A 20,168-nucleotide genomic window follows, 5' to 3' on the forward strand; every position below is an offset into this window, starting at 1 on the left:
GAGCCCCCACCGCTGCCTTCGCGCAGCACTCACCCGGAGGACGTCGGATGTCATACGCACATCAGGCACGCCCCGCACACCGAGACCGCACCCTTCGACGGCGCCGCCCCCTGGCGGTCGCCGTGGTCGTCGCCACCACGCTGACCGGCATCACCGGCCTGACCGGCGGCACCGCTGCCGCCGCCCCCGACGACGGCCGGGCCACCACCACGGCCACCACCACGGCCGCCGCCCTACCCGACCTGACCAGCGCGAACCGACGGGCACCCCTCGCGGGCCTGCCCGACTGGAGCAGGGCGGGATACCGGGGCGGCGCCGCACTCCCCGGCACCGCCGAGGCCCACCCCGACGCCGCCTGTCACCTCACGGCGCAGGAGCTCGCCTCCCGGTACGGCGTGCGGGCCGACGGCAGCGACGTCACGACCGGCCTCCAGCAGGCCGTCGACGCCATCAGGACCGGCTGCACCCCGTCGGCCGGCTACACCAGGCTCTCCTCGATCACCCTGCCGGCCGGCCGGATCGTCGTGACACGCCAACTCTCCCTGGACGCCGACTACATGGTGCTCCGCGGTGCGGGCATGGGACAGACCACGCTCGCGTTCCGGCCGGACGCCGACACCCGGTACGACACCCTCACCCCGGACGGCAGCGACTGGGACGAGGACGGAATGACCCACGGGGCCGGGAAGGGCGGCTGGACCTGGCCCGGTCGCGGCCTGCTCCGGGTGCAGACCCGCGAGGTCTCACCGAAGTACACGAGCGACCACGCCTCCGCCCCGGCCAACCGCAAGGACATCTTCGAGGGCAGCGTCAACCAGCACTGGGCGAGCGGGGTCCCGCTGCGCGAGGGTTCGGCGATCGGCACGACGCAGATCAGGCTCGCCGCCGACGCGGACATGTCGCGCTTCAAGGTCGGCGCCCACCTCTGGGTCGGCGCGGCCAACACGGCGAAGTTCTACCAGCAGCAGACGGTCACCGACTCGTCCACGTACGTGAACCTGCATATGCGGCAGCAGATCTTCCAGATCGCCGCGGTGGACAGCACGGGCAGGAACCTCACCCTCGACAAGCCCCTCGAGTACGATCTGCCGCTCAACTCGACCTCCGACGGCTCGGCCGCGATCGGCGGGACCGTCTACCCGAGCCGTGTCACACCGCTCAAGGTCGTCCAGGGCGTCGGGATCGAGGACCTGAGCATCACCCAGGAGCTCGACGGAATGCCCAGGCTCGGCGGCGGCACGTACGACGTCGACCCGGCCGACGCCAAGACCGACTTCGGCAACATCGCCCCGGAGTACGCCCAGCACGGCATCGTCCTGAAGTGGGCGGCCAACGTCTGGATCCGGCGCGTCGGCACCCGGATGACCGGCTCCCACGCCGTCGTGACGGAGAGCGCCAAGAACATCCAGGTGCAGGAGTCCTCCTTCGACGGCTCCTGGAACAAGGGCAAGGGCGGCAACGGCTACTTCCGCGGCTCCCGCGTCTGGGACTCGCTGTACGCGTACAACACCAGCCGGAACCTGCGCCACTTCACCTTCCAGTGGTCCGCCTCGAACAACGTCGTCGTCGGCAACGACTTCGACAGCGACCTGAACCTGCACGGCGGCTGGGAGCGGCGCAACCTCTTCGAGAACAACAGGGTCGCGGTCCCCTTCGAGAACTCCTCGAAGAACTGCCGCGCGAACTGCGGCGAGGAGGGCGGCGGTAGCCCCGACGACTCGACCTGGTGGCCGATCTGGTGGGGCGCGGGCCCCAAGGCCGTGAAGTGGTCCGGTGCCACCGGGCCGCAGAACGTCTTCTACGGCAACGACCTCAGCAAGCAGACCACGGCCGGCGGTGCGTACCAGCCGTACTACTCCGACCGTCGGCGTCTGTACCAGCTGGGCAGCGCGGCCGCCGACCCGACGGCGTACCAGCACCTGGCGGAGAACGGCGCGCCCGTCCCGGACTGGGCGGGCAGGGAGAACCTGGACTACAGCAGGGCCCCGCACGCCGGTGTGAACGCCACGAGGACGGACACCTCCGGTTCGCTCTTCCTGAAGTCCACGAGCTCGGGCCCCGGCGGCGACACCGAGGCGCCGAGCGTCCCGGGTTCGCCGCGGACCACCGGCGTCACGGCGAACAGCGTCTCGCTTGCGTGGCACGCGTCCACCGACAACATGGGCGTGACCGGCTACGACGTGTACCGGGGCGGCTCGCTCGTGGGGACGGCGACCTCGACCACGTACACCGACACCGGCCTCACGGCCTCCACCGCGTACAGCTACACCGTCAAGGCCCGTGACGCCGCCGGGAACACCTCCGGCGCGAGCGGCACGGTCTCCGCCACCACGCAGAGCGGGGGCACGCCCTCGCCGACCCTGATCTCGCGGGGCCGGCCGACGACGGCCTCCTCCGTCGAGTCGGCCGGTTTCGAGGCCTCCCTCGCGGTGGACGGCGACACCGGGACCCGGTGGGCCAGCACGGAGGGCGTGGACCCGCAGTGGATCCGCATCGACCTCGGCGCCTCGCACGACATCTCCCGGGTGAAGCTCGACTGGGAGGCCGCGTACGGGAAGGCGTACCGGATCCAGACCTCGAACGACGGCACCGACTGGACCGACGTCCACTCCACGAGCACCGGCGACGGTGGCGTGGACGACCTCACGGTGACCGGCACCGGGCGGTACGTCCGGATGCTCGGGACCGCGCGCGGCACGGCGTACGGCTACTCCCTCTGGGAGTTCGAGGTGTACGGTTCCCCCACCCCGGGCGGCGGCCAGGACACGACGGTGCCGAGCGTCCCGGCGGGGCTCCGCACGACGGGCACGAGCGCGAGCAGTGTCTCGCTGGCCTGGGACGCCGCCACGGACGATGTCGGGGTCACCGGTTACGACGTCTTCCGGGGCGGTACGAAGGTCGGGAGCCCCGCGTCGACCTCGTACACGGACACCGGGCTCGCGGCCTCGACCTCGTACGGCTACACGGTGAGGGCGCGGGACGCGGCGGGGAACCTGTCCGCCGCGAGCGGCTCCGTCGGTGCGACCACCGGGCCGGCCGGCGGTGGCGGTCCGGTCGTCGACGTGTCCACGGCAGGACAGTTGCAGAGCGCGCTGGCGAACGCGCAGCCCGGGCAGACCATCAGGCTGGCCGCCGGTGAGTACCGGGGCTCGTTCGTGACGCGGAAGGCGGGGACGGCCGCCGCGCCGATCACCCTCACCGGTCCGTCGAGCGCCGTCCTCGTCAACGACGGCCCGTCGGGTACGGCCCCGTCCTGCCCCGCTCCGACCGCCGGCTGGGACTCCGGCTACGGGCTCTGGCTGTACGGCGCGCCGTACTGGCAGCTGACCGGCTTCACGGTGAAGGAGTCGAAGAAGGGCGTGGTCCTCGACGACTCCCCCCATGTGACGCTCGACGGTCTCTCCGTGCACCACGTCGACGAGGAGGCGGTGCACTTCCGGCGCTCCTCGGCCGACGGCGTCATCAAGAACTCGACGATCACCCACACCGGTCTGGTCCAGGCCGGGTACGGCGAGGCGGTCTACATCGGCTCGGCCGGCTCCAACTGGGCCTGCCACGGCAACCAGGGCGGCGTGGACCGCTCGGACCGCGTCCAGGTGCTGAACAACAGGATCGGCCCGTCGGTCGCCGCCGAGCACATCGACGTCAAGGAGGGCACGTCCGACGGCGTGATCCGCGGGAACACCTTCGACGGGACGGGGATCAGCGGCTCCAACTCGGCCGACTCGTGGGTGGACGCCAAGGGCGTCGGCTATCTGATCGAGAACAACACCGGGACGTTCTCCTCACCCGGCACGTTCGCGAACGGCTATGAGACCCACAACCCGTCGACGACGCCGTCGTTCCCGAACGGCTGCGGCAACGTGTGGCGCGGCAACCGTTCCGACCTCGGTGGCGTGGGTGCGTACGCCATCAGGATCACCTCGGCGTCGAAGTGCGCCGCCGACCCGAACGTCGTGCACGCCTCCAACACGGTGACGAACGCCGGCAGCGGCCTGACGAACGTCCCCGTCACGCCCTGACGGTCACGGGAGGGGGGTGCGGCTCGCGTCGACGCGAGCCGCACCCCCCTCCCGTCACGGGCTCCCCGGCGGGTCCGGGGCCGCCGCCTTCTGCCGGGTCAGCGGGCGCCGAAGACCTGGGTCCAGTACGGGCCGCCCTGCGAGTGGATGCCGACGCCGATCTCCTTGAAGTCGCAGTTGAGGATGTTCGCGCGGTGGCCCGGGCTGTTCATCCACGACTCCATGACCTGCTCGGGGCTGCTCTGGCCCATGGCGATGTTCTCGCCGTAGGTCGACCACGGGTATCCGGCGGCCGTCACCCGCTCCCCCGGACCCGCGCCGTCGGGGTTGGTGTGGTCGAAGAAGTCGCGGGCCGCCATGTCGTCGGAGTGGCCCTGCGCCGCCCTGGTCAGGGTCGCGTTCGCGCTCAGCGGGCCGCAGCCCGCCTTGGCGCGCTCCGCGTTGACCAGGGCGATGACCTGGTCTGCCTCCGAGCTCTGCCCGTTGTCGTTCTGCGGGCCCGCGCCCGTCCCGTTCCCGGCCTCGTCACCCGAGCCCGAGCCCGTGCCGGTGCCGGAGCCCGAGCCGGGCCTGGTCGGCGGCGCGTCCGGGGTCGGTTCCGCGGTGCGCGGCGGGGTCGTCTTCACCGGGGCCGGCTTGGCGGTGCGGACCGGGAGGGGCGATGCGGTGGTGGGCTTCGCGCTGGGCGATGCCGAGGCGGGTGGGCGTCCGGTGGCGGACTTGGAGGCGGACGGCGAGGTGGTGGGGGTCGTCGCCGCCGACGACGGGGTGCCGGAGTGGGTGGACGGGTCCTGGTCGAGGGGCAGGTCGAGCTCGGGGGCCGTCACGCGGTTCGCCTCGAGGATCTCGTCGTCCCCGCCGCGGCCTCCGGACAGCGAGAACGCCCCGCCCGTGACCGCCATGACCACGACACCGGCCGCGATGACGGCGCGGCGCCGGCTCCGCTCCTGCGTCTGGCGACGGCGCCGAAGGGCCGCGCGCGTGCCGTGCCGGCCGGGCGCCGGGGAGGCGGAGGAGGCGGGTGCGGACCGGGGTATGGGGGGACGGGTGTGCCCTGCGGAGCCGGCCAGGATGTACGGCTCCGTCAGATCCGCCGTGTGGTCGTGTCCGTACCCGCCGAGGTGGGCCGTGTCGGACAGGTCGGTGCCTTCGGAGGCACCGTACGGGTCGCCGTCGGTGGCCGCGTAGGGGCCCGGGGCGGTGCCGGGCCCGCCGGCTGCGGCCGCGAACGCGGAGGTCGGCGTCATCGGTCCCCGCGGGGCCTCGTCCGTCCGGGCCGTCAGGACGGGCGAGGTGGTCGCGAGCAGGACCTCCGCCGGCACCAGCGCGTGCCAGCGCGGGGCGCAGTGCCCGCAGCCGATCGTGTGGTGGGCCAGGTGGTCGCGCCACGGGGCGGAGGGCCGGCCGTCCCATTCGGCCGCCTCTCGGCCCAGGAAGGGGCAGGCCGGGTTCCCGGCCAGTGCGGCGACGACGACGCGTGCGGCGTCGAGCCGGGCCCGTACGGCCTCGATCCGGGCCGGTGCCTCCTCGGCCGGCCACCGCAGCGCGGCGGCCGTCTCGTACCGGGTCAGCTCGCCCGCGCACTCCAGCCACCACAGGGCCAGCTGTTCGCCGTCCTCCGGGTCGAGCCAGCGGGCCGCCTCGGTGATCTCGTACGCCTGCCCGTGCGCGGACGACTGCTCGGCGGCCGCGCCGTCGCCGTAGCCGTACCCGGCCGGCTGCTGGTGCCGGTGCCGCCGGATCCCGTCCACGGCGATGGCGACCAGCCAGGGCCGGAAGACCCCGGGGTCGGTCAGGGTGGGGAGCCCGTCCAGGGCGCGCAGCATCGTCTCCCGTACGACGTGCTCGACGTGCTCGACACCGTGGCGGCCGTTCATGGCGAGTGCCACGGTGGTGTGGATCAGGGGCAGGTGGGCGGTGATCAGCTGGTCCCGCGCCCACGGGTCACCGTTCCGCGCCGCGAGGACCAGCTCCGTGTCCCGCTCGATTCCTGTGCTCTGCCGCACGCCGACCGTCCCGTTCGTTGGAGATGATTGCGCAGGGGAGAGCCTGGAGCCGGGCGCGGATAACGAAAAGGTGGCGGACGGCGAAAGTGATGTGGGTCACGCGGCCGGTGCGGCGGCCGCGGCCCGGCCGCGACGACCCCGGCCGGGCCCGCGCCGGGGGTTCAGTGGTGGTGGCTCCCGCCGGAGGTCCGGGTGGCCGGTTCCTCCTTCGCCGTCGCCGCACCGTGCGTTCCGTGGTCTCCGTGGCCCGGTACGGTGCCGTCCGGCTTGGCCACCAGGAAGAGGCCGGCCATGCCCATGTCCGAATGGCTCTGGACGTGGCAGTGGTACATCCAGGCGCCGGCCCCGACGTGCTCGCCCGCGATGATCTGGAATCCGAACGAGTCCGCGGGTCCGGTGATCTTGTTGTCGACGACCCGGCTCACGTCCTCGGGACCGGAGAGGAGACCGGTGCGGTTGTCGGCCCAGCGATGACCGTGCATGTGGAACGTGTGGTAGTACTCACCGTGCGTGATCATGACGATCTCCACCCGGTCGCCCACGGTGGCGAGGAAGTTCGGCGGATCGGCGGCCGGCCGGTTGTTGATCGTCATGTCGTTGAAGACGATGGTGAACTGTCTGTCCGGCAGGATGTCGCCCTTGCGGCGCACCACCAGGCCGCCGTAGAGGCCCTTGCGGATGCCGCCGGTCCCGTGGTCCGTGCCCACGACGTGGTCGTGGTAGTGCCAGTACCCGGCGCTGCCGGGCCGCCAGGTGCCGTCGGGGCGGCGGCCGGGGGCGTGGGTGCGCCAGGTGTACGTGCGGGTGGCGCCCGCCTCGACATGGCTCCCGCTCATCCTCGTGCCGTCGTTGTCGATGTCGTAGTCCACACCGTGCGCGTGGAGGCTCACCGGGACGTCCATCAGGTTCTCGAACTCGATGTGGAGGGTGTCGCCCTCGTTGAGCTCGATGAGCGGGCCGGGCACGGTGGCCTTGCCCTTCTCCAGGCCGTAGCCCATGCGTCCGTCGGCCAACTTCTCGGCGTACAGCTTGAGATGGCGTATCTGGCCGCCGGCCGGGGCAGTCCTCAGCGAGGCGGCCGTGGCGGCCGCGTCGGGTGTGGCACTGGAGGCGGAGGCGAGGGACAACGATGTCACGCCGGTCGCGGCGACCGCCCCGCCCGCGAGCAGGCGACGGTTGAAGCTGCGTCTGTCCATGTCGAACTCTCCGGTCTTCAGAGGAGATTGACTGGGTGCGGGGCCAGCGGGGGCTCCTGGGGACGGCCCACACCGTAGCGGGGTGGCAGTGGTTTATCCACACCCAGGACAAAGTTCGTCCGGTTGCGGCCATAGCCCTTGGCGAACCGCGCAAAGAGGTCTAGCTTCAGCGGCTGTCGTTGTGACCTCAGAGGGATGGGTGACCCATGAAGCGCACACCACATCACCGGTCGAGATCGAGAACAGGCTTTGCCGTGGCGGCACTTGGGGCAGGCGCCCTGACCGCCTCCCTGCTCGGCGGCAACCCCGCCGCCGCCAAGCCGGATCCGGACCCGCCGTCGGCCAAGGCGGCGACAACGTTATCCCTGCCGTCGCCACCGGGCGGCGCGCACGTACGGGTCCTCGTCTTCCACGGGTCCGCGACGGCCGAGTCGCCGACGGTCGACGCGGGCATCGCGGCCGTCGAGAGCATCGGCCTCACCGGCCCGGCCGCCGGCCGCTACCGCACGGAGGCCACCGACGACCCAGCCGTCTTCACCGACGCCAAGCGGCTGGGAAAGTACAACGCGGTGGTCTTCCTGACCGGGGGCGGCGATGTGCTCGACCCCGAGCAGGAAGCGGGCCTGGAGGCCTACATGGAGGCGGGCGGCGGCTTCGTCGGCGTCCACGAGGCCGCCCGCACCGAGCCCTACTCCGGCTGGTTCACCGGCCTGATCGGCGCCCGGCCCACCGGTGCCCCGAGCGGCACGCAGCGCGCGGTGGTGGAGGTCGGCGACCGGCAGCACCCGGCCACGAAGTCCCTTCCGCTGGAGTGGAAGCGGCCCGACAAGTGGTTCAACTGGGACCGCAACCCGTCCGGCACCGTGCACACCGTGGCGCGCGTCCGGGAGTCCTCGTACCAGCCCGCGGCCAAGCCCAACGGCTGGGACCACCCGGTGTCCTGGTGCCGTGACTACGACGGCGGCCGGTCCTTCTACACCGCCATGGGCGGCACCGTCGACAGCTACGCCGAGGCGGACTTCCGCGACCATCTGCGGGGCGCGATCGCCTGGACCGCGCGGATCTCCCGGGCGGACTGCAAGGCGACCATCGACGCCAACTACACCGCAGAGCGCGTCACCAAGCCCAACCAGCCCGGCCAGAACGACCAGATCGGCGAGCCGCACGGTCTCGTCGCCGCTCCCGACGGCCGCATCCTGTACATCGGCCGCGGCGGCGCCGACTCGAGCGTGCCGGTGGTCACCGACTGGAACAACCCGGACATCGGCAAGGGCAACGGCGAGATCCACGTCTACGACCCGAAGACCAAGCAGGTCACCAGGGCCGGCGCGCTCACCGTCTTCGGCAACAAGGGCGGCGGCGACGAGCTGATCAAGAACGAGGAGGGGCTGCTCGGCATCGAGCTCGACCCCGGCTTCACGACCAACGGCTGGGTCTACCTCCACTACACACCGCACTCCCGGATCGACCGCGTGGAGCACATGGGCGAGCGGCGGGTCTCCCGCTTCACGCTCGATCTCGCGACGAACAGGCTCGACCTGGCGAGCGAGAAGGTGCTGCTGAGCTGGCCGGTGCAGATCCACAGCTGCTGCCACGCGGGCGGCGGCATGGCCTGGGACTCCAAGGGCAATCTGTACATCGCCACCGGAGACACCAACTCGTCAGGTTCCAGCGGCGGTTACTCGGGCAACAACCCCGCCCCGAACTTCAGGGGCGTCTCCTTCGCGGACGCCCGCCGCACCGCCGGCAACACCCACAATCTCAACGGGAAGATCCTCCGGATCCATCCCGAGCCCGACGGCACGTACACCCTCCCCGCCGGCAATCTCTTCACCGGCGAGGAGAGCGACGAGGGCGGCGGCAAGACCCGCGGCGAGATCTACGTGATGGGCGTGCGCAACCCCGCGCGCATCTCCGTCGACAGGACGACCGACATCCTCTACGCGGGCTGGGTCGGCCCCGACGCGGGCGCGCCGTCCACGACCTGGGGTCCGGCCAAGTACGACACCTTCGCCGCGATCACCAAGGCGGGCAACCACGGCTGGCCGTACTGCATGGGCAACAAGCAGCCCTACCGGGACCGCGGTCTGCTCGACCCGGCCAAGCCGCTCGGCTGGTACGACTGCGACGCGCCGAAGAACGAGTCTCCGAACAACGACGGTTTGGTGAACCTGCCGCCGGTGACGGGGAACACGATCTGGTACTCGCCCCAGGGCGGCGGCGTGGACTACCCCAGGGACGCCGCCGGGATCCCGAGCTACAAACAGGAGGAGCAGAAGCTGCTGCTGCCGTGGCTCAAGGGCGGCGGGCAGGCGACCATGAACGGTCCGCTCTACCGCTACGACGCGGCGAGCGACTCGGCGGTCAAGTGGCCGTCGTACTGGGACGGCAAGTGGTTCGTCGGCGACTTCTACGACGGGGACCAGCCGCGGCACGCCGTGCTCACCGATCCGAAGACCGTCGGCAAGGGCGGCCTCCCGGTGCACGCCGAGTCCCTGAAGAAGATCATCCCGGTCGGGCAGGGCGGCATCCGCAACCTGATGGACTGGAAGTTCGCCCCGGACGGTTCGCTGTACGTCCTCGACTACGGGCGTGGCTTCTTCACCTCGCACCCCGACTCCGCGCTGTGGCGCGTGACCTACAAGGGCGGCGGGCCCACCCCGGCCGCGGACCAGCTGGCAAGGAGGGCGGCGCAGTGATCACGAGACACCGGGGCGCGAGCCTGTGGGCGGCCCTGCTGGCCGCCCTGGCGATGGTCGTCGGCCTGACCTCGGCGGCCGCCTACGGCAGGGCGGACGACGCGCGACGCGGCGACGACGGAGGTCGGACCTCCGCGGCGCAGGTGCTGACCTGGAAGGCGGGCGATCCGATCGACCGCTATCTGGAGTTCCCGACCACGGCGGTGGCCGGCGCGACGACGATCGTCTTCGAGAACAGCGCGGCGACCGGCAACACGACCGGCATGCCGCACACCCTGACGTTCGACGTCTCCGACCCGGAGTACAACAACGACGTCCCGCTCAACATCCTGGCCAACCCGAGCGACGCGAACGGCGGCCGGCACACGGCCGAGGTGACGCTGACCCCGGGCCGGTACCTCTTCAAGTGCACGATCCCCGGGCACGGCCAGATGCAGGGCATCCTCACGGTCACCGAGGGCGGCGGCGAGGACACCACCGCGCCGGAGACGACCGCGAAGGTCGACGGCGACCGCAACGCCGACGGCGCCTACGTCGGCCAGGCGACGGTCACGCTCGGCGCGACGGACGCCGGTTCGGGCGTCGACAAGGTCGAGTACGCGGTCGGCGCGGACGGCCCGTGGCAGCCGTACACGGTCCCGGTCGTCGTCGACCGGGTCGGCGCGCACGTGATCCGCTACCGGGCGAGCGACAAGGCGGGCAACACGGCCGCCGAGAAGACCGCCGCGTTCTCGGTCGTCGCCCGGCCCACCGACGACACGACGGCGCCGGAGACCTCGGCGACCGTGTCGGGCGAGCGGGACGGCCAGGGCCGCTATCTCGACATGGCCACGGTGACGGTGACCGCGTCCGACACCGGGTCGGGCGTCAACACCGTCGAGTACGCGATCGGCGACGGCGCCTGGCAGCCGTACACCGCTCCGGTGATGGTGCACCAGGCGGGCGAGCACACCGTCCGCTACCGGGCGAGCGACAAGGCGGGGAACACCGCCGCGGTGAAGTCGGTCGCCTTCACGGTCGTCACCCAGCCCGATCCCGACACCACCGCCCCCGAGGCCGCCGCCTCGGTCGCGGGCGTGCGCGACTCCGACGGCGCGTACATCACCAGCGCCACGGTCACGCTGTCCGCGTTCGACGCGGACTCGGGCGTCGAGCGGATCGAGTACTCGCTCGACGGCGGCCCGTACCTCGCGTACACCACCCCGGTGATCGTCGACCGCGTCGGCCACCACACGGTGCTGTACCGGGCGACGGACAAGGCCGGCAACACCTCCACGGCCCGGAGCACGTCCTTCACCGTCGCCGAGGGCGGCGGGGTGCCCGCGCCCAGCTGCCCGGAGTTCGACGAGCGGCTGACGGTCATCGTCGGGACCGTCGACACCGGTGTCCCGAACCGGATGACGAACAGCCGCTGCACGGTCAACGAACTCATCGAGGACGAGAAGGACTGGTCCTCGCACGCGCTGTTCCTCAAGCACGTCGACACGGTGATCGACCGGCTGCTGGCCGACGGCGTCATCGACACGCGCGAGCACAAGAAGATCTACCGCGCGGCCAAGCAGTCGGGCATCGGCAGGCCGGGCCAGACCGAGGGGTACCGCGACCTGTTCGACGGCACCGCCGCGAGCTTCTCGAAGTGGCAGCACGTCGGCGGCGGAAAGTTCGGGCTGAGCGCGGACGGGGCCATGACCAGCAGCACCACGGTGCCGGGCATGGGCATGCTGTGGTTCCCGCAGCGGCAGTACGGCGACTTCTCGCTCAAGCTCCAGTGGCGCGACGACGCCCCCGGCGCCGGCAACGCCAACGGCGGGGTCTTCGTCCGCTTCCCGTACGTCCACGACAACCCCGAGGAGAGCCGTCCGGAGTGGGTCGCCATCAAGTACGGCCATGAGATCCAGGTCCTGGACCGGCCCGACGGCGACATGTACAAGACGGGCTCGCTCTACGGCTTCGACCGCGTCGGCCTCGCCGGTGCCGGGGTGACGCCCAAGGGCACCTGGAACGACTACGAGATCCGGGTGGAGGGCCAGCACTACTCGGTCTTCCGCAACGGCAGGCTGATCAACGAGTTCGACAACACCGGTGGCCAGGTCTTCCAGCCGCCGCGTGGCGACGACCCGGGCACGGACGGTCGGCGCTACGCCTCCGGCTACATCGGGCTCCAGGTCCACGGCACGACGGACGTCATCTCCTACCGCAACATCCGGGTGAAGGAGCTGTAGACCGTGGAAGGGCCCCTCTCCCGTGGCGGGAGAGGGGCCCTTCCCGCTCGTCTCACGTGGGCAGGTTCTGCTCCGCCCACACCACCTTGCCGGAGACGGTGCGGCACGACCCCCATCGGCGGCACAGCATGTTGATGAGCTGGAGACCCCGGCCGCCCTCGTCGCTGAGGTCCGCGTGCTGGATCTGGGGCAGGTCGGGTCCCGTGTCCGAGACCTCCACGACGAGGCGTTCGCCGCGCAGGAGCCGGAGCCGGCCGGGGCCGTTGCCGTAGCGCAGGGCGTTGCCCACGAGCTCCGAGACGACGAGTTCGCAGACGTCGGCGAGCTCCGCCAGGTCCCATGCGTCGAGCTGGTCCGTGACCAGACCGCGGGCGACGGACGCGGCCCGCCCCTCCTGCGGCAGCTGCCACTCGCACAGCTCGTCCGGGGTACCCGGCGCGGTCGTCGCGACGAGCAGCACGGCCTCGTCGAAGCGGCTGGCGTCGGTGGGGGCGCAGTCCGTGAGGCCGCCGCGTTCGAGTGCCTCGGGGGTGAGGCCACGGGCCGCCGACCGCAGCCGCTCCAGCTGGTGATCGAGGTCCGCGTGCCGTGACTTGACGAGGCCGTCCGTGTACATGACCAGATGGCCGCCCGCCGGGACCTCCAGACGGATGGGGTCGTACGGGATCACTCCCGCGCCGAGCGGCGCGCCGATCGGTACGTCCACGAACGCGGCGGAGCCGTCGCCGTCGACGAGCAGCGGGGGCAGATGACCGGCGCTGGCCAGGGTGTAGGTGGAGTCCGCCGGGTCGTGGACCGCGCAGAGGAAGGTGGCGACCTGCTCGTCCTCCAGGTCACGGGTGGCGAGGTCGAGCCGGGCGAGGACCCGCTCCGGCGCCATGTCGAGGGTCATCAGGGTACGGGCGACCGCCCGCAGGCGGCCCATGGTGGCGGCGGCGGGCAGTCCGTGGCCCATGACGTCGCCCACCATCAGGGCCGTACGCCCGCCGGGCAGGGCCATCACGTCGTACCAGTCGCCGCCCACGCCGTGGTGGGCCGTCGAGGGCGTGTACTCGGCGTGGACGCGCAGCCCCGGCGTCACCGGGGTCGCGCGGGGCAGCAGGCTGCGCTGCAAGGAGACGACGTGCTCGCGCTCGCGTCCGTACAGCCGGGCGTTGTCGATGTAGACGGCGGCCTGGGAGGCCAGCTGCTCGGCCAGCGCGAGGTCCGTGTCGGAGAACGGGGGCGTTCCCGGACCGCGTACGAAGTCGGCGCTGCCGAGCAGCAGACCTCGGGCGATCAGCGGCACCGCCAGATAGCTGTGGACTCCCGCGGCGCGCATCTTCGCCGCCGCGCTCTCCGTCGGCGCGACCCTGGTGAAGTCGTCGTCGCGCATGCGGCTCACGAGAACCGGCCTGCCCTGCCGCAGGCAGTACCGGTGGAGGAGCGTCTCGTGGGCCTCCTCGGTCCGGACGAAGGTCTCGCCGACCGGGGTGGGCTCCAGGGAGGCCAGCTCGTCGACGACGCTCAGCGCGGTGGCCCGCAGGAGCGGGACACCCGTCCCCGTCCAGCGTGAGCCCTCCTCGCCCCGCAGGACGCTCTCCAGGATGTCGACGGCGGCCCCGTCCGCCAAGGTCGGCACGGTGAACTCGGCCAGTTCCTGAGCGGTGCGCTCCAGGTCGAGGGTGGTGCCGATCCTGGAGCCCGCGGAGTTCAGCCAGGCGAGCCGCTCGCGCGTGGTGACGCGGTCGAGGGGGACGTCGCCGTCGCTCCGGCCGAGTCGTCTGCGGGCCCCCGCCGAGCGGAGGACCGAGGCGCCCTTTCCGGCCGAGGCACGGCGGACAACGCGCCGTCTCCCGTTGCCTTCGTTCACTCTTTCGGCCTCCAGACAGAAACTCGTCCGCTGTTGGTGCACATCATGCACCTGCCTCCCCCTCCTGGCCGATCAGGGCGGCACGACTTGTCACTGCCTTGTGGCGCAAGACAGTGGCCGACTACCATGCACCGCATGACAAAGGAGCTGCCGACAGCCGGTGACCAGCGGCGCAGCCAGCTTCTGCGCGGTGTGCTCGACCTGTGCCTGCTCTCACTGATCGCCGAACGTCCGCGGTACGGCTACGAGTTCATCGAGGCGCTCACGGAGAGCGGGCTCGAACTCGTCGGCGAGGGCAGCATCTATCCGCTGCTGGCCAGGATGGAGCGCGCCGGGCTCGTCGAGCCGTTCCGCGCCCCGTCGCCCAGTGGCGGTGCGCCGCGCAAGTACTACCGGCTGTCCGAGGCCGGCCGGGCCGAGCTGGAGCACGGCCGGACCGTATGGCAGGGGTTCACCGCCCAGGCCGACCGGATTCTCACACGAGCGACCCACGGGGGAACGACACCATGACCAACGAGCACGTACTCGCGGTCTGCCGCAGCAACTGGGAGTACCGGGGCATCGACGACGCGTCCGTGCGCGAGATGCTCGCCGAGCTCACGGCCCACCTGGAGGACGCCGCGGCGGCCGGCCGCACTCCGCAGGACGTCGTCGGCCGGGACGTCAAGGCCTTCGCGGCGTCCTGGGCCAGGGCGCGGATGCCGCTGCACCGGCGCGTGCTGCGGATGGCGGCGATGGTGCCGTTCGTCGTGGGCGGGCTGCTGCTGATGTCGCACCTCGTCCACTGGACGACGGTCGTGGACATCGACGCCGGGCGGCTGGCCTTCTGGCTGAGCATCGGCACCGCCACCGTGGTCCTCGAACTGCGCCGGGGGTCCCTCGGCTTCGGCAAGGGCTGGATCGTGGCGCTGGTGGTCGGACTGCCGGTGCTCTTCCTGACGCAGAAGCTGGCCGGTGAGGAGACGCTGTTCCTGCTGCCCCTGTGGGGCAGCGCCCTGCTGACGCTGCCGGGCATCGCGTACCTCCTCGCCGAACGGCGGCGCGCCCCGCGTCCCGCGGCGTCCTGAGCCGGCCGCGGTCTCACCCGCACGGCCCGGCAGGGATGCCCGTCCGTCCCGGAGCGTGAACGCTGGGGGTCACGGACCGGGCCGAGAGGTGGGACACGGGATGAGCCAGGACGGCAGGGGCGGGACGCGGACGACGGGATCCCACGGGGGTACCGCGGCGCGGCTCCTGGCCCGGATCGCCGTGCTCGCGGCGGTCGGTTCACTGGTCGTCCTCGTGCTCGCGATCGGCGACGGCGGCCTCGTGGTCGTCCTGGCCGGCCTGCTGGGGCTCGTCGTCTGCGCCGCGGGCGTGTGGTGGTTCCTGGCGCACCGCGGCGCGGTCCGCCTGATCGGGGCGCTCGTCGCGGTCGCCGCACCGGTCGGAGTCCTGGTGCTCTTCGCCCACGACGGGCTGTGGCGCACGGCGCTGGTGCTGGTCCTGTGCTGGGCCCTCGCACTGGCCTGCGCGCGGGCCGCGCTGCGCAGGGCCCGACCCCGGCGGAAGACCCGCTCGTTCCCGGCCCCCCGGCCCCAGCGGGCCTTCCTCATCATGAATCCGAAGTCGGGGGGCGGGAAGGTCGGCCGCTTCGGCCTGGTCGACCGGGCGGAGGCGCTGGGCGCCCGGGTGACCGTGCTCGATCCCGCCGCCCCGGCCGACGTGGCCGCACTGGCCCGCGAGGCGGTGGCCGGGGGCGCGGACCTGCTCGGTGTCGCCGGCGGCGACGGCACCCAGGCACTGGTCGCGGCGGTCGCCGCCGAACACGACCTGCCGTTCCTCGTCATCTCGGCCGGGACCCGCAACCACTTCGCGATGGACCTCGGCCTCGACCGTTCCGACCCGGCCCGCTGCCTCGACGCGCTCACGGACGGCGAGGAGCTCCGGATCGACCTCGGCGAGGTCGGCGGGAGGCCCTTCGTCAACACCGTGTCCTTCGGTGTCTACGCCGATGTCGTGCAGCGCCCCGAATACCGTGACGACAAGGCGGGCACGGCCCTGACCCTCATGCCCGACCTGCTGGTCGGCGAAGGGGTGCGCCGGCTCGACGCGCGGATCGACGACACGACGCTGACGTCCCAGCAGGCCCTCCTGATCAGCAACAACGCGTACACCTCGCCCGACGTGCTGAGCGGCGGCGGCCGCCGGCCCAGCCTGGACGACGGCGAGCTGGGCGTGCTGGGAATCCGGGTGGAGGGCGCTGCGGAGGCGGCCGACCTCGCCGTACGCGGTTCCCAGTCCACCGGACTGACCGTCACGACCGCCCGCCGGGTGGAGGTGACCTCTTCCACGACGGGCGACACCGGCAGGGACGACTCGGGTACGAGCGGCTCGGCCAGTACCCCCGGCGCAGACGCCTCGGGTACGGACGCCTCGGGTACGAACGAGATCCCCGTCGCGGTCGACGGTGAGGCCCTGCGCATGACCACCCCGGTGGTCTGCACGCTGCGCCCGGGCGCCCTGCGGGTCCTGGTGCCGCGCGACCGCCCCGGCGTCGTCGTCCCCGCCCCGCGCGTGGACTGGCGGCGGCTCTTCGACCTGGCCTTCGGCCGTCCCGTGCCGAGCCTCCAGGGACAGGACAGCTGACACGACCTCGCATCGCGTTCGAGCAGCATGCGGTCCTTCGGTCAGCCGCCCGCCCGGCGGTGCGGCACCGGGCCCGCCTCATCGGGTCTGGCCGCGGGCGAAGTACGCGACGAGCTCCGGGTCGAGGGGCGGCACCGCTCGGGGTGCACCGCCGGTGCGCAGGGATTCCGTCGCTCGCACACCCGCCGCCACGGACATGCGGGCCGCCACCGGTGACGTGTCCGTGCGGCCGCCCTCGCGGGCGAAGCGGACGAACTCGTCGACGAGCAGGGGGTCCGCACCGCCGTGTCCCGCGTCGTCCTCCGCCGCCGGTACGGGGTACTCGGCGTCCGGTTCCGCGCGGTAGCCCGAGCGGCGGGAGTTCCACACCCGGACCGCTCCGCCGGGGCCGTCGCCGAAGTTCTCCAGTCGGCCGGCGTCGCCGATGACGGTGTAGTTGCGCCAGTAGTCGGGGGTGAAGTGGCATTGCTGGTAGGCGGCGAGGACGCCGTTGTCCAGGCGCATGTTGACCAGGGACACGTCCTCGACGTCGATCACCGGGTTGAGCCCGCGCTGGGTGTGCGGCGGCCAGTGGCCGTCCTTGGTGTACCAGTCCTCGTGCTTGGGTTCCCCGGGTGCGCGGCGGTGCGGGTTGGCGCCGTAGACCATCAGGTCGCCGAGCGCCTGCACCTGCTCGGCGTACCCGCCGGCGAGCCAGTGCAGGACGTCGATGTCGTGGGCCGCCTTCTGGAGCAACAGCCCGTTCGTGTAGCGCTGTTCGGCATGCCAGTCCTTGAAGTACCAGTCGCCGCCGTAGCCGACGAAGTGGCGGACCCAGATCGTCTTCACGGTGCCGATCTCACCGCGCTCGACGATGTCCCTCATCAGCCGGACCACCGGCATGTGGCGCATGTTGTGCCCGATGTAGAGGCGGGTGCCCGTCTCGTACGCGGTGCGCAGGATCGCGTCGCAGCTCTCGATGTCGGTGGCGAGGGGCTTCTCGACGAAGACGGGCTTGCCCGCCTTCAGCACCTCGCGGGCCAGGTCGGCGTGGGTGTGGTCGGGGGTGAGGACGAGGACGGCGTCGATGTCGGGGTCCTCGACGATCTCGCGGTGGTCGGTGTGGAGCCGGGCGCCGGGGAAGGCCGTGGCCGCCTCCGCCCTGGCCCGGGCGTCGTGGTCCGCGAGGGCGGTGACCCGTGAGCCGGCGCCGGGGCGGTGGGCCGTACGGGCGAGTGAGCCGCGCAGTCCGTAGCCGAGGACACCGAGGCGGAGGTCGGTCATGGTCGGTCGTTCCTTCCCTGGGGACACGGGTGAGGCGTCATGGGTGAAGCGTCACGGATGGATGAGGACGTGGGAAAGGGCCACGCGGCCCGTGCCACGGTGCACGATCCTCAGGTAGCGGGCTTCCGTGTCGGTGTTCACCAGGGTGGGCCGCAGCGCCTTCCCGGTGAGGGGGATCGTCGTCGCGTCGCCGAAATCGGGCGAGGCGGCGAGCTGGACGTCGACGTCGGCGGTCGTCATGGAGGTGTTGTTCCACAGCTCGACCTGGCCGACATGGCGTACGGCCCCGAGGTCGGCCTGCCACCAGGCGCCCGGCTCGGAGAGGGTGCGGGTGTCGGTGGTGGTGTCGCCGTCGACGGCGTGCGCGGCGGTGGCCGTGCCGTCGGTCGAGGACTGGGTCACCGTGGCCGTGCGCGCGAGGTCGGGCCGGAGCTGTTCGACGTGGCCCCGGCCGTCCGCGCCGGCCGCGCGGGCCACCGCGAGGGCCTCGGCGGGAAGCCGGTCGAGCGAGGTGTGGTTGCCGGTCGTCGTCGAACCGGTGCCGGTGAGGGCCGGCGCCGCGGTGTCGGTCCAGTTGCCAGTGGCGTGGTTGTCGATGCCGTAGTCGGCCCAGTTGGAGACCCACTTGTAGCCGACGCGGGTGATGACATTGCCCTCCACCCGGATGTGGCTGGACTGTTCGTCGAGGTAGACGCCGTTGCCGTCGCGCTCGGTGTTGCCGTAGGCGCTGCGGTCGATGTAGTTGCCGGAGACGATCGTGCCGGGCTGGGCGCCCTGGGTGTAGACGGCGCCGCCGTCGTGCTGGTCGTACGCCACGCGCATGACGCCGGTGATGCGGTTGGCGGTGATCCGGTTGTCGCGGAGCACGGACGTACGGGCCTCCGGCTGGTTCCAGCCCCAGCCGACCGAGATGCCGGAGTACGGAAGGTCCGCCAGGGTGTTGTGGTCGACGGTGAGCCGGGCCTCGTACCCCGCCCAGATGCCGACGGAGTCGGTGTACTCGACGCCCGTGCGCCGGATCGTGTTGTACGAGAGGGTGTTCCGCTCCCCCGCCCGCTCGCGGTCCGGCAGGGGTTCCGTGTCGCCGAGGTAGACGGCGCCGGAGGAGAGGTCGGTGAAGCCTGAGCGGGTGACCGTCGTGTCCTTGGTGCCGTCCTCGAGGACGAGGCCGGCGCCGCCGAGGCGGCTGAAGTCGACGCGGTCGACGACGACGTCACGGCCACCTCGTACGGTCAGGGCCGCAGTCGGCTTGGTGTAGTGGCGGCCCGCGTGATCGACGGGTCCGGTGGCTCCGGTGAGGGTGAGCCCGGCCTGGGTGCCGGCGTACCCCTCGTCGGTGTTCGGCTGGTCCCAGGCCGCGTACCGCAGGGCGAGCCGCTCGACGCGCAGGTCGTGGGCGCCGTCGAGGACGAGGAGCCGCTCGGTGGCGGGGGTGACGGCCCGCGCGCGCCGCATGTCCTCGCCCCCGCGCGGCAGGTAGGTGACGGTGCGAAGCTCTGCGTTCCAGACGAACTCACCTGTTTCGTCGAGGAGTTCGACCGCGTTCTCGAAGTACGCCACCTTCGTGAAGCGCGTGGAGTCGACGGTCGTCGTGTCCCAGGCGGGACCCGTGCGGTCCGTGCCGGAGGCGGAGTTCGACCAGCAGGGCCGGGCGAAGGTCAGCAGGTCGCCGTCGACGCCGGTGATGCGGCAGTGGTAGTTGCGCCAGCGGACGGCGATGACCGCCTCGGCGTCCGTGGGGCGGGCCCAGCCCGCGATGCCGGTGGCGACGGCGCCCGTCATGCCCGTCTTCGTCGCGTCGCAGACGGCGGCCGGGCAGGAGCCGCCACGCGCCCGGACGGCCCTGACGCCGTCGACGAAGAGCTGGCGCGGGGTGACGCCGTCGGGGACGTGCGCGGTCCAGGTGCCGTCGGCGTTCGCGGTCCAGCCGGTCAGGGTACGCCCGCCGGAGAGGACGGGAGTGGCGCCCGCGGCGGCGGTCCAGGTGACGGTGCCGCCGTCGCGGCCGGAGTCCTCCTCCCCCAGGGTCAGCGGCCCGGTCAACCCATAGGTGCCGTCGGCGAGTTCGACGCGTACGTCGCGACCGGTGACTCCGCGTGCCGCGTCACGCGCGCCGGTGAGGGAGCAGGGGCGGCCGGTGCTGCAGGTCGTTCCCGAGCCGTCCGGGGCGGCGTGCAGGACCTTGGGCGCGGGCTGCGCCAGGGCCGGCGCGGCCGTGAGGAGTCCGGCGGCGAGGGCGGTGAGCGCGGTGAGCGCGGTCAGGACGCGGATCCGTCGCAT

11 protein-coding genes are annotated in these 20,168 nt (G+C 72.2%); 6 read left to right on the forward strand and 5 right to left on the reverse strand.

All coding sequences use genetic code 11. The annotated features are described in order from the left end of the window. Window positions 1-47: 47 nt before the first annotated feature. Window positions 48-4,022 (forward strand): discoidin domain-containing protein, encoded by a 3,975-nt coding sequence (locus tag E0F75_RS03935; protein ID WP_229312487.1) that lies wholly within the window; start codon window positions 48-50, stop codon window positions 4,020-4,022. A gap of 98 nt (window positions 4,023-4,120) precedes the next feature. Here E0F75_RS03935 and E0F75_RS03940 read toward each other — a convergent pair whose 3' ends face one another. Both E0F75_RS03940 and E0F75_RS03945 read right to left on the reverse strand, forming a co-directional pair. Beyond that, complete coding sequence (locus tag E0F75_RS03940; RefSeq protein ID WP_229312488.1) at window positions 4,121-6,028, reverse strand: CAP domain-containing protein; 1,908 nt, start codon at window positions 6,026-6,028, stop codon at window positions 4,121-4,123. Window positions 6,029-6,189: 161 nt separating this feature from the next. Next, on the reverse strand, window positions 6,190-7,224 hold the full coding sequence (locus tag E0F75_RS03945; RefSeq protein ID WP_187621059.1) for a multicopper oxidase domain-containing protein: 1,035 nt from the start codon (window positions 7,222-7,224) through the stop codon (window positions 6,190-6,192). Window positions 7,225-7,430: 206 nt separating this feature from the next. Here E0F75_RS03945 and E0F75_RS03950 point away from each other — a divergent pair, with 206 nt between their 5' ends. Both E0F75_RS03950 and E0F75_RS03955 read left to right on the forward strand, forming a co-directional pair. Continuing rightward, window positions 7,431-9,923: a ThuA domain-containing protein gene (locus tag E0F75_RS03950; protein ID WP_187621060.1), complete on the forward strand. Its 2,493-nt coding sequence runs from the start codon at window positions 7,431-7,433 to the stop codon at window positions 9,921-9,923. Between the two features lie 53 nt (window positions 9,924-9,976). Beyond that, on the forward strand, window positions 9,977-12,145 hold the full coding sequence (locus E0F75_RS03955; protein ID WP_187621561.1) for an OmpL47-type beta-barrel domain-containing protein: 2,169 nt from the start codon (window positions 9,977-9,979) through the stop codon (window positions 12,143-12,145). A 52-nt stretch (window positions 12,146-12,197) separates the two neighbouring features. On the opposite strand, the gene E0F75_RS03960 is transcribed toward E0F75_RS03955, so the two are convergent. After that, on the reverse strand, window positions 12,198-13,997 hold the full coding sequence (locus tag E0F75_RS03960; protein WP_187621061.1) for a SpoIIE family protein phosphatase: 1,800 nt from the start codon (window positions 13,995-13,997) through the stop codon (window positions 12,198-12,200). Between the two features lie 135 nt (window positions 13,998-14,132). Here E0F75_RS03960 and E0F75_RS03965 point away from each other — a divergent pair, with 135 nt between their 5' ends. The 3 genes from E0F75_RS03965 (at window position 14,133) to E0F75_RS03975 (ending at window position 16,625) form a co-directional block, all read left to right on the forward strand. Then, entirely contained in the window at window positions 14,133-14,507 is a 375-nt protein-coding gene (locus E0F75_RS03965) for a PadR family transcriptional regulator (protein WP_229312489.1), read from the forward strand. Next, entirely contained in the window at window positions 14,504-15,064 is a 561-nt protein-coding gene (locus tag E0F75_RS03970) for a hypothetical protein (RefSeq protein ID WP_187621063.1), read from the forward strand. Before E0F75_RS03965 ends, E0F75_RS03970 begins: the two co-directional genes overlap by 4 nt. Window positions 15,065-15,164: 100 nt before the next feature. Further along, on the forward strand, window positions 15,165-16,625 hold the full coding sequence (locus tag E0F75_RS03975; RefSeq protein WP_187621064.1) for a diacylglycerol kinase family protein: 1,461 nt from the start codon (window positions 15,165-15,167) through the stop codon (window positions 16,623-16,625). 78 nt (window positions 16,626-16,703) lie between these two features. On the opposite strand, the gene E0F75_RS03980 is transcribed toward E0F75_RS03975, so the two are convergent. Together E0F75_RS03980 and E0F75_RS03985 are read right to left on the reverse strand one after the other, a co-directional pair. Continuing rightward, complete coding sequence (locus E0F75_RS03980; RefSeq protein WP_187621065.1) at window positions 16,704-17,888, reverse strand: Gfo/Idh/MocA family protein; 1,185 nt, start codon at window positions 17,886-17,888, stop codon at window positions 16,704-16,706. 51 nt (window positions 17,889-17,939) lie between these two features. Beyond that, window positions 17,940-20,168 (reverse strand): right-handed parallel beta-helix repeat-containing protein, encoded by a 2,229-nt coding sequence (locus E0F75_RS03985; protein WP_187621066.1) that lies wholly within the window; start codon window positions 20,166-20,168, stop codon window positions 17,940-17,942.

Source organism: Streptomyces sp. CB02980 (assembly GCF_014451325.2).
In the GTDB taxonomy this organism is placed as follows: domain Bacteria; phylum Actinomycetota; class Actinomycetes; order Streptomycetales; family Streptomycetaceae; genus Streptomyces.

Excerpts from the sequence above, each read along its gene's own strand:
- E0F75_RS03945 (WP_187621059.1), bottom strand. The coding sequence starts at position 7,224 with ATGGACAGACGCAGCTTCAACCGTCGCCTGCTCGCGGGCGGGGCGGTC.
- E0F75_RS03965 (WP_229312489.1), top strand. The coding sequence starts at position 14,133 with ATGACAAAGGAGCTGCCGACAGCCGGTGACCAGCGGCGCAGCCAGCTT.
- E0F75_RS03935 (WP_229312487.1), top strand. The coding sequence starts at position 48 with ATGTCATACGCACATCAGGCACGCCCCGCACACCGAGACCGCACCCTT.
- E0F75_RS03975 (WP_187621064.1), top strand. The coding sequence starts at position 15,165 with ATGAGCCAGGACGGCAGGGGCGGGACGCGGACGACGGGATCCCACGGG.
- E0F75_RS03955 (WP_187621561.1), top strand. The coding sequence starts at position 9,977 with ATGGTCGTCGGCCTGACCTCGGCGGCCGCCTACGGCAGGGCGGACGAC.
- E0F75_RS03950 (WP_187621060.1), top strand. The coding sequence starts at position 7,431 with ATGAAGCGCACACCACATCACCGGTCGAGATCGAGAACAGGCTTTGCC.
- E0F75_RS03985 (WP_187621066.1), bottom strand. The coding sequence starts at position 20,168 with ATGCGACGGATCCGCGTCCTGACCGCGCTCACCGCGCTCACCGCCCTC.
- E0F75_RS03970 (WP_187621063.1), top strand. The coding sequence starts at position 14,504 with ATGACCAACGAGCACGTACTCGCGGTCTGCCGCAGCAACTGGGAGTAC.
- E0F75_RS03980 (WP_187621065.1), bottom strand. The coding sequence starts at position 17,888 with ATGACCGACCTCCGCCTCGGTGTCCTCGGCTACGGACTGCGCGGCTCA.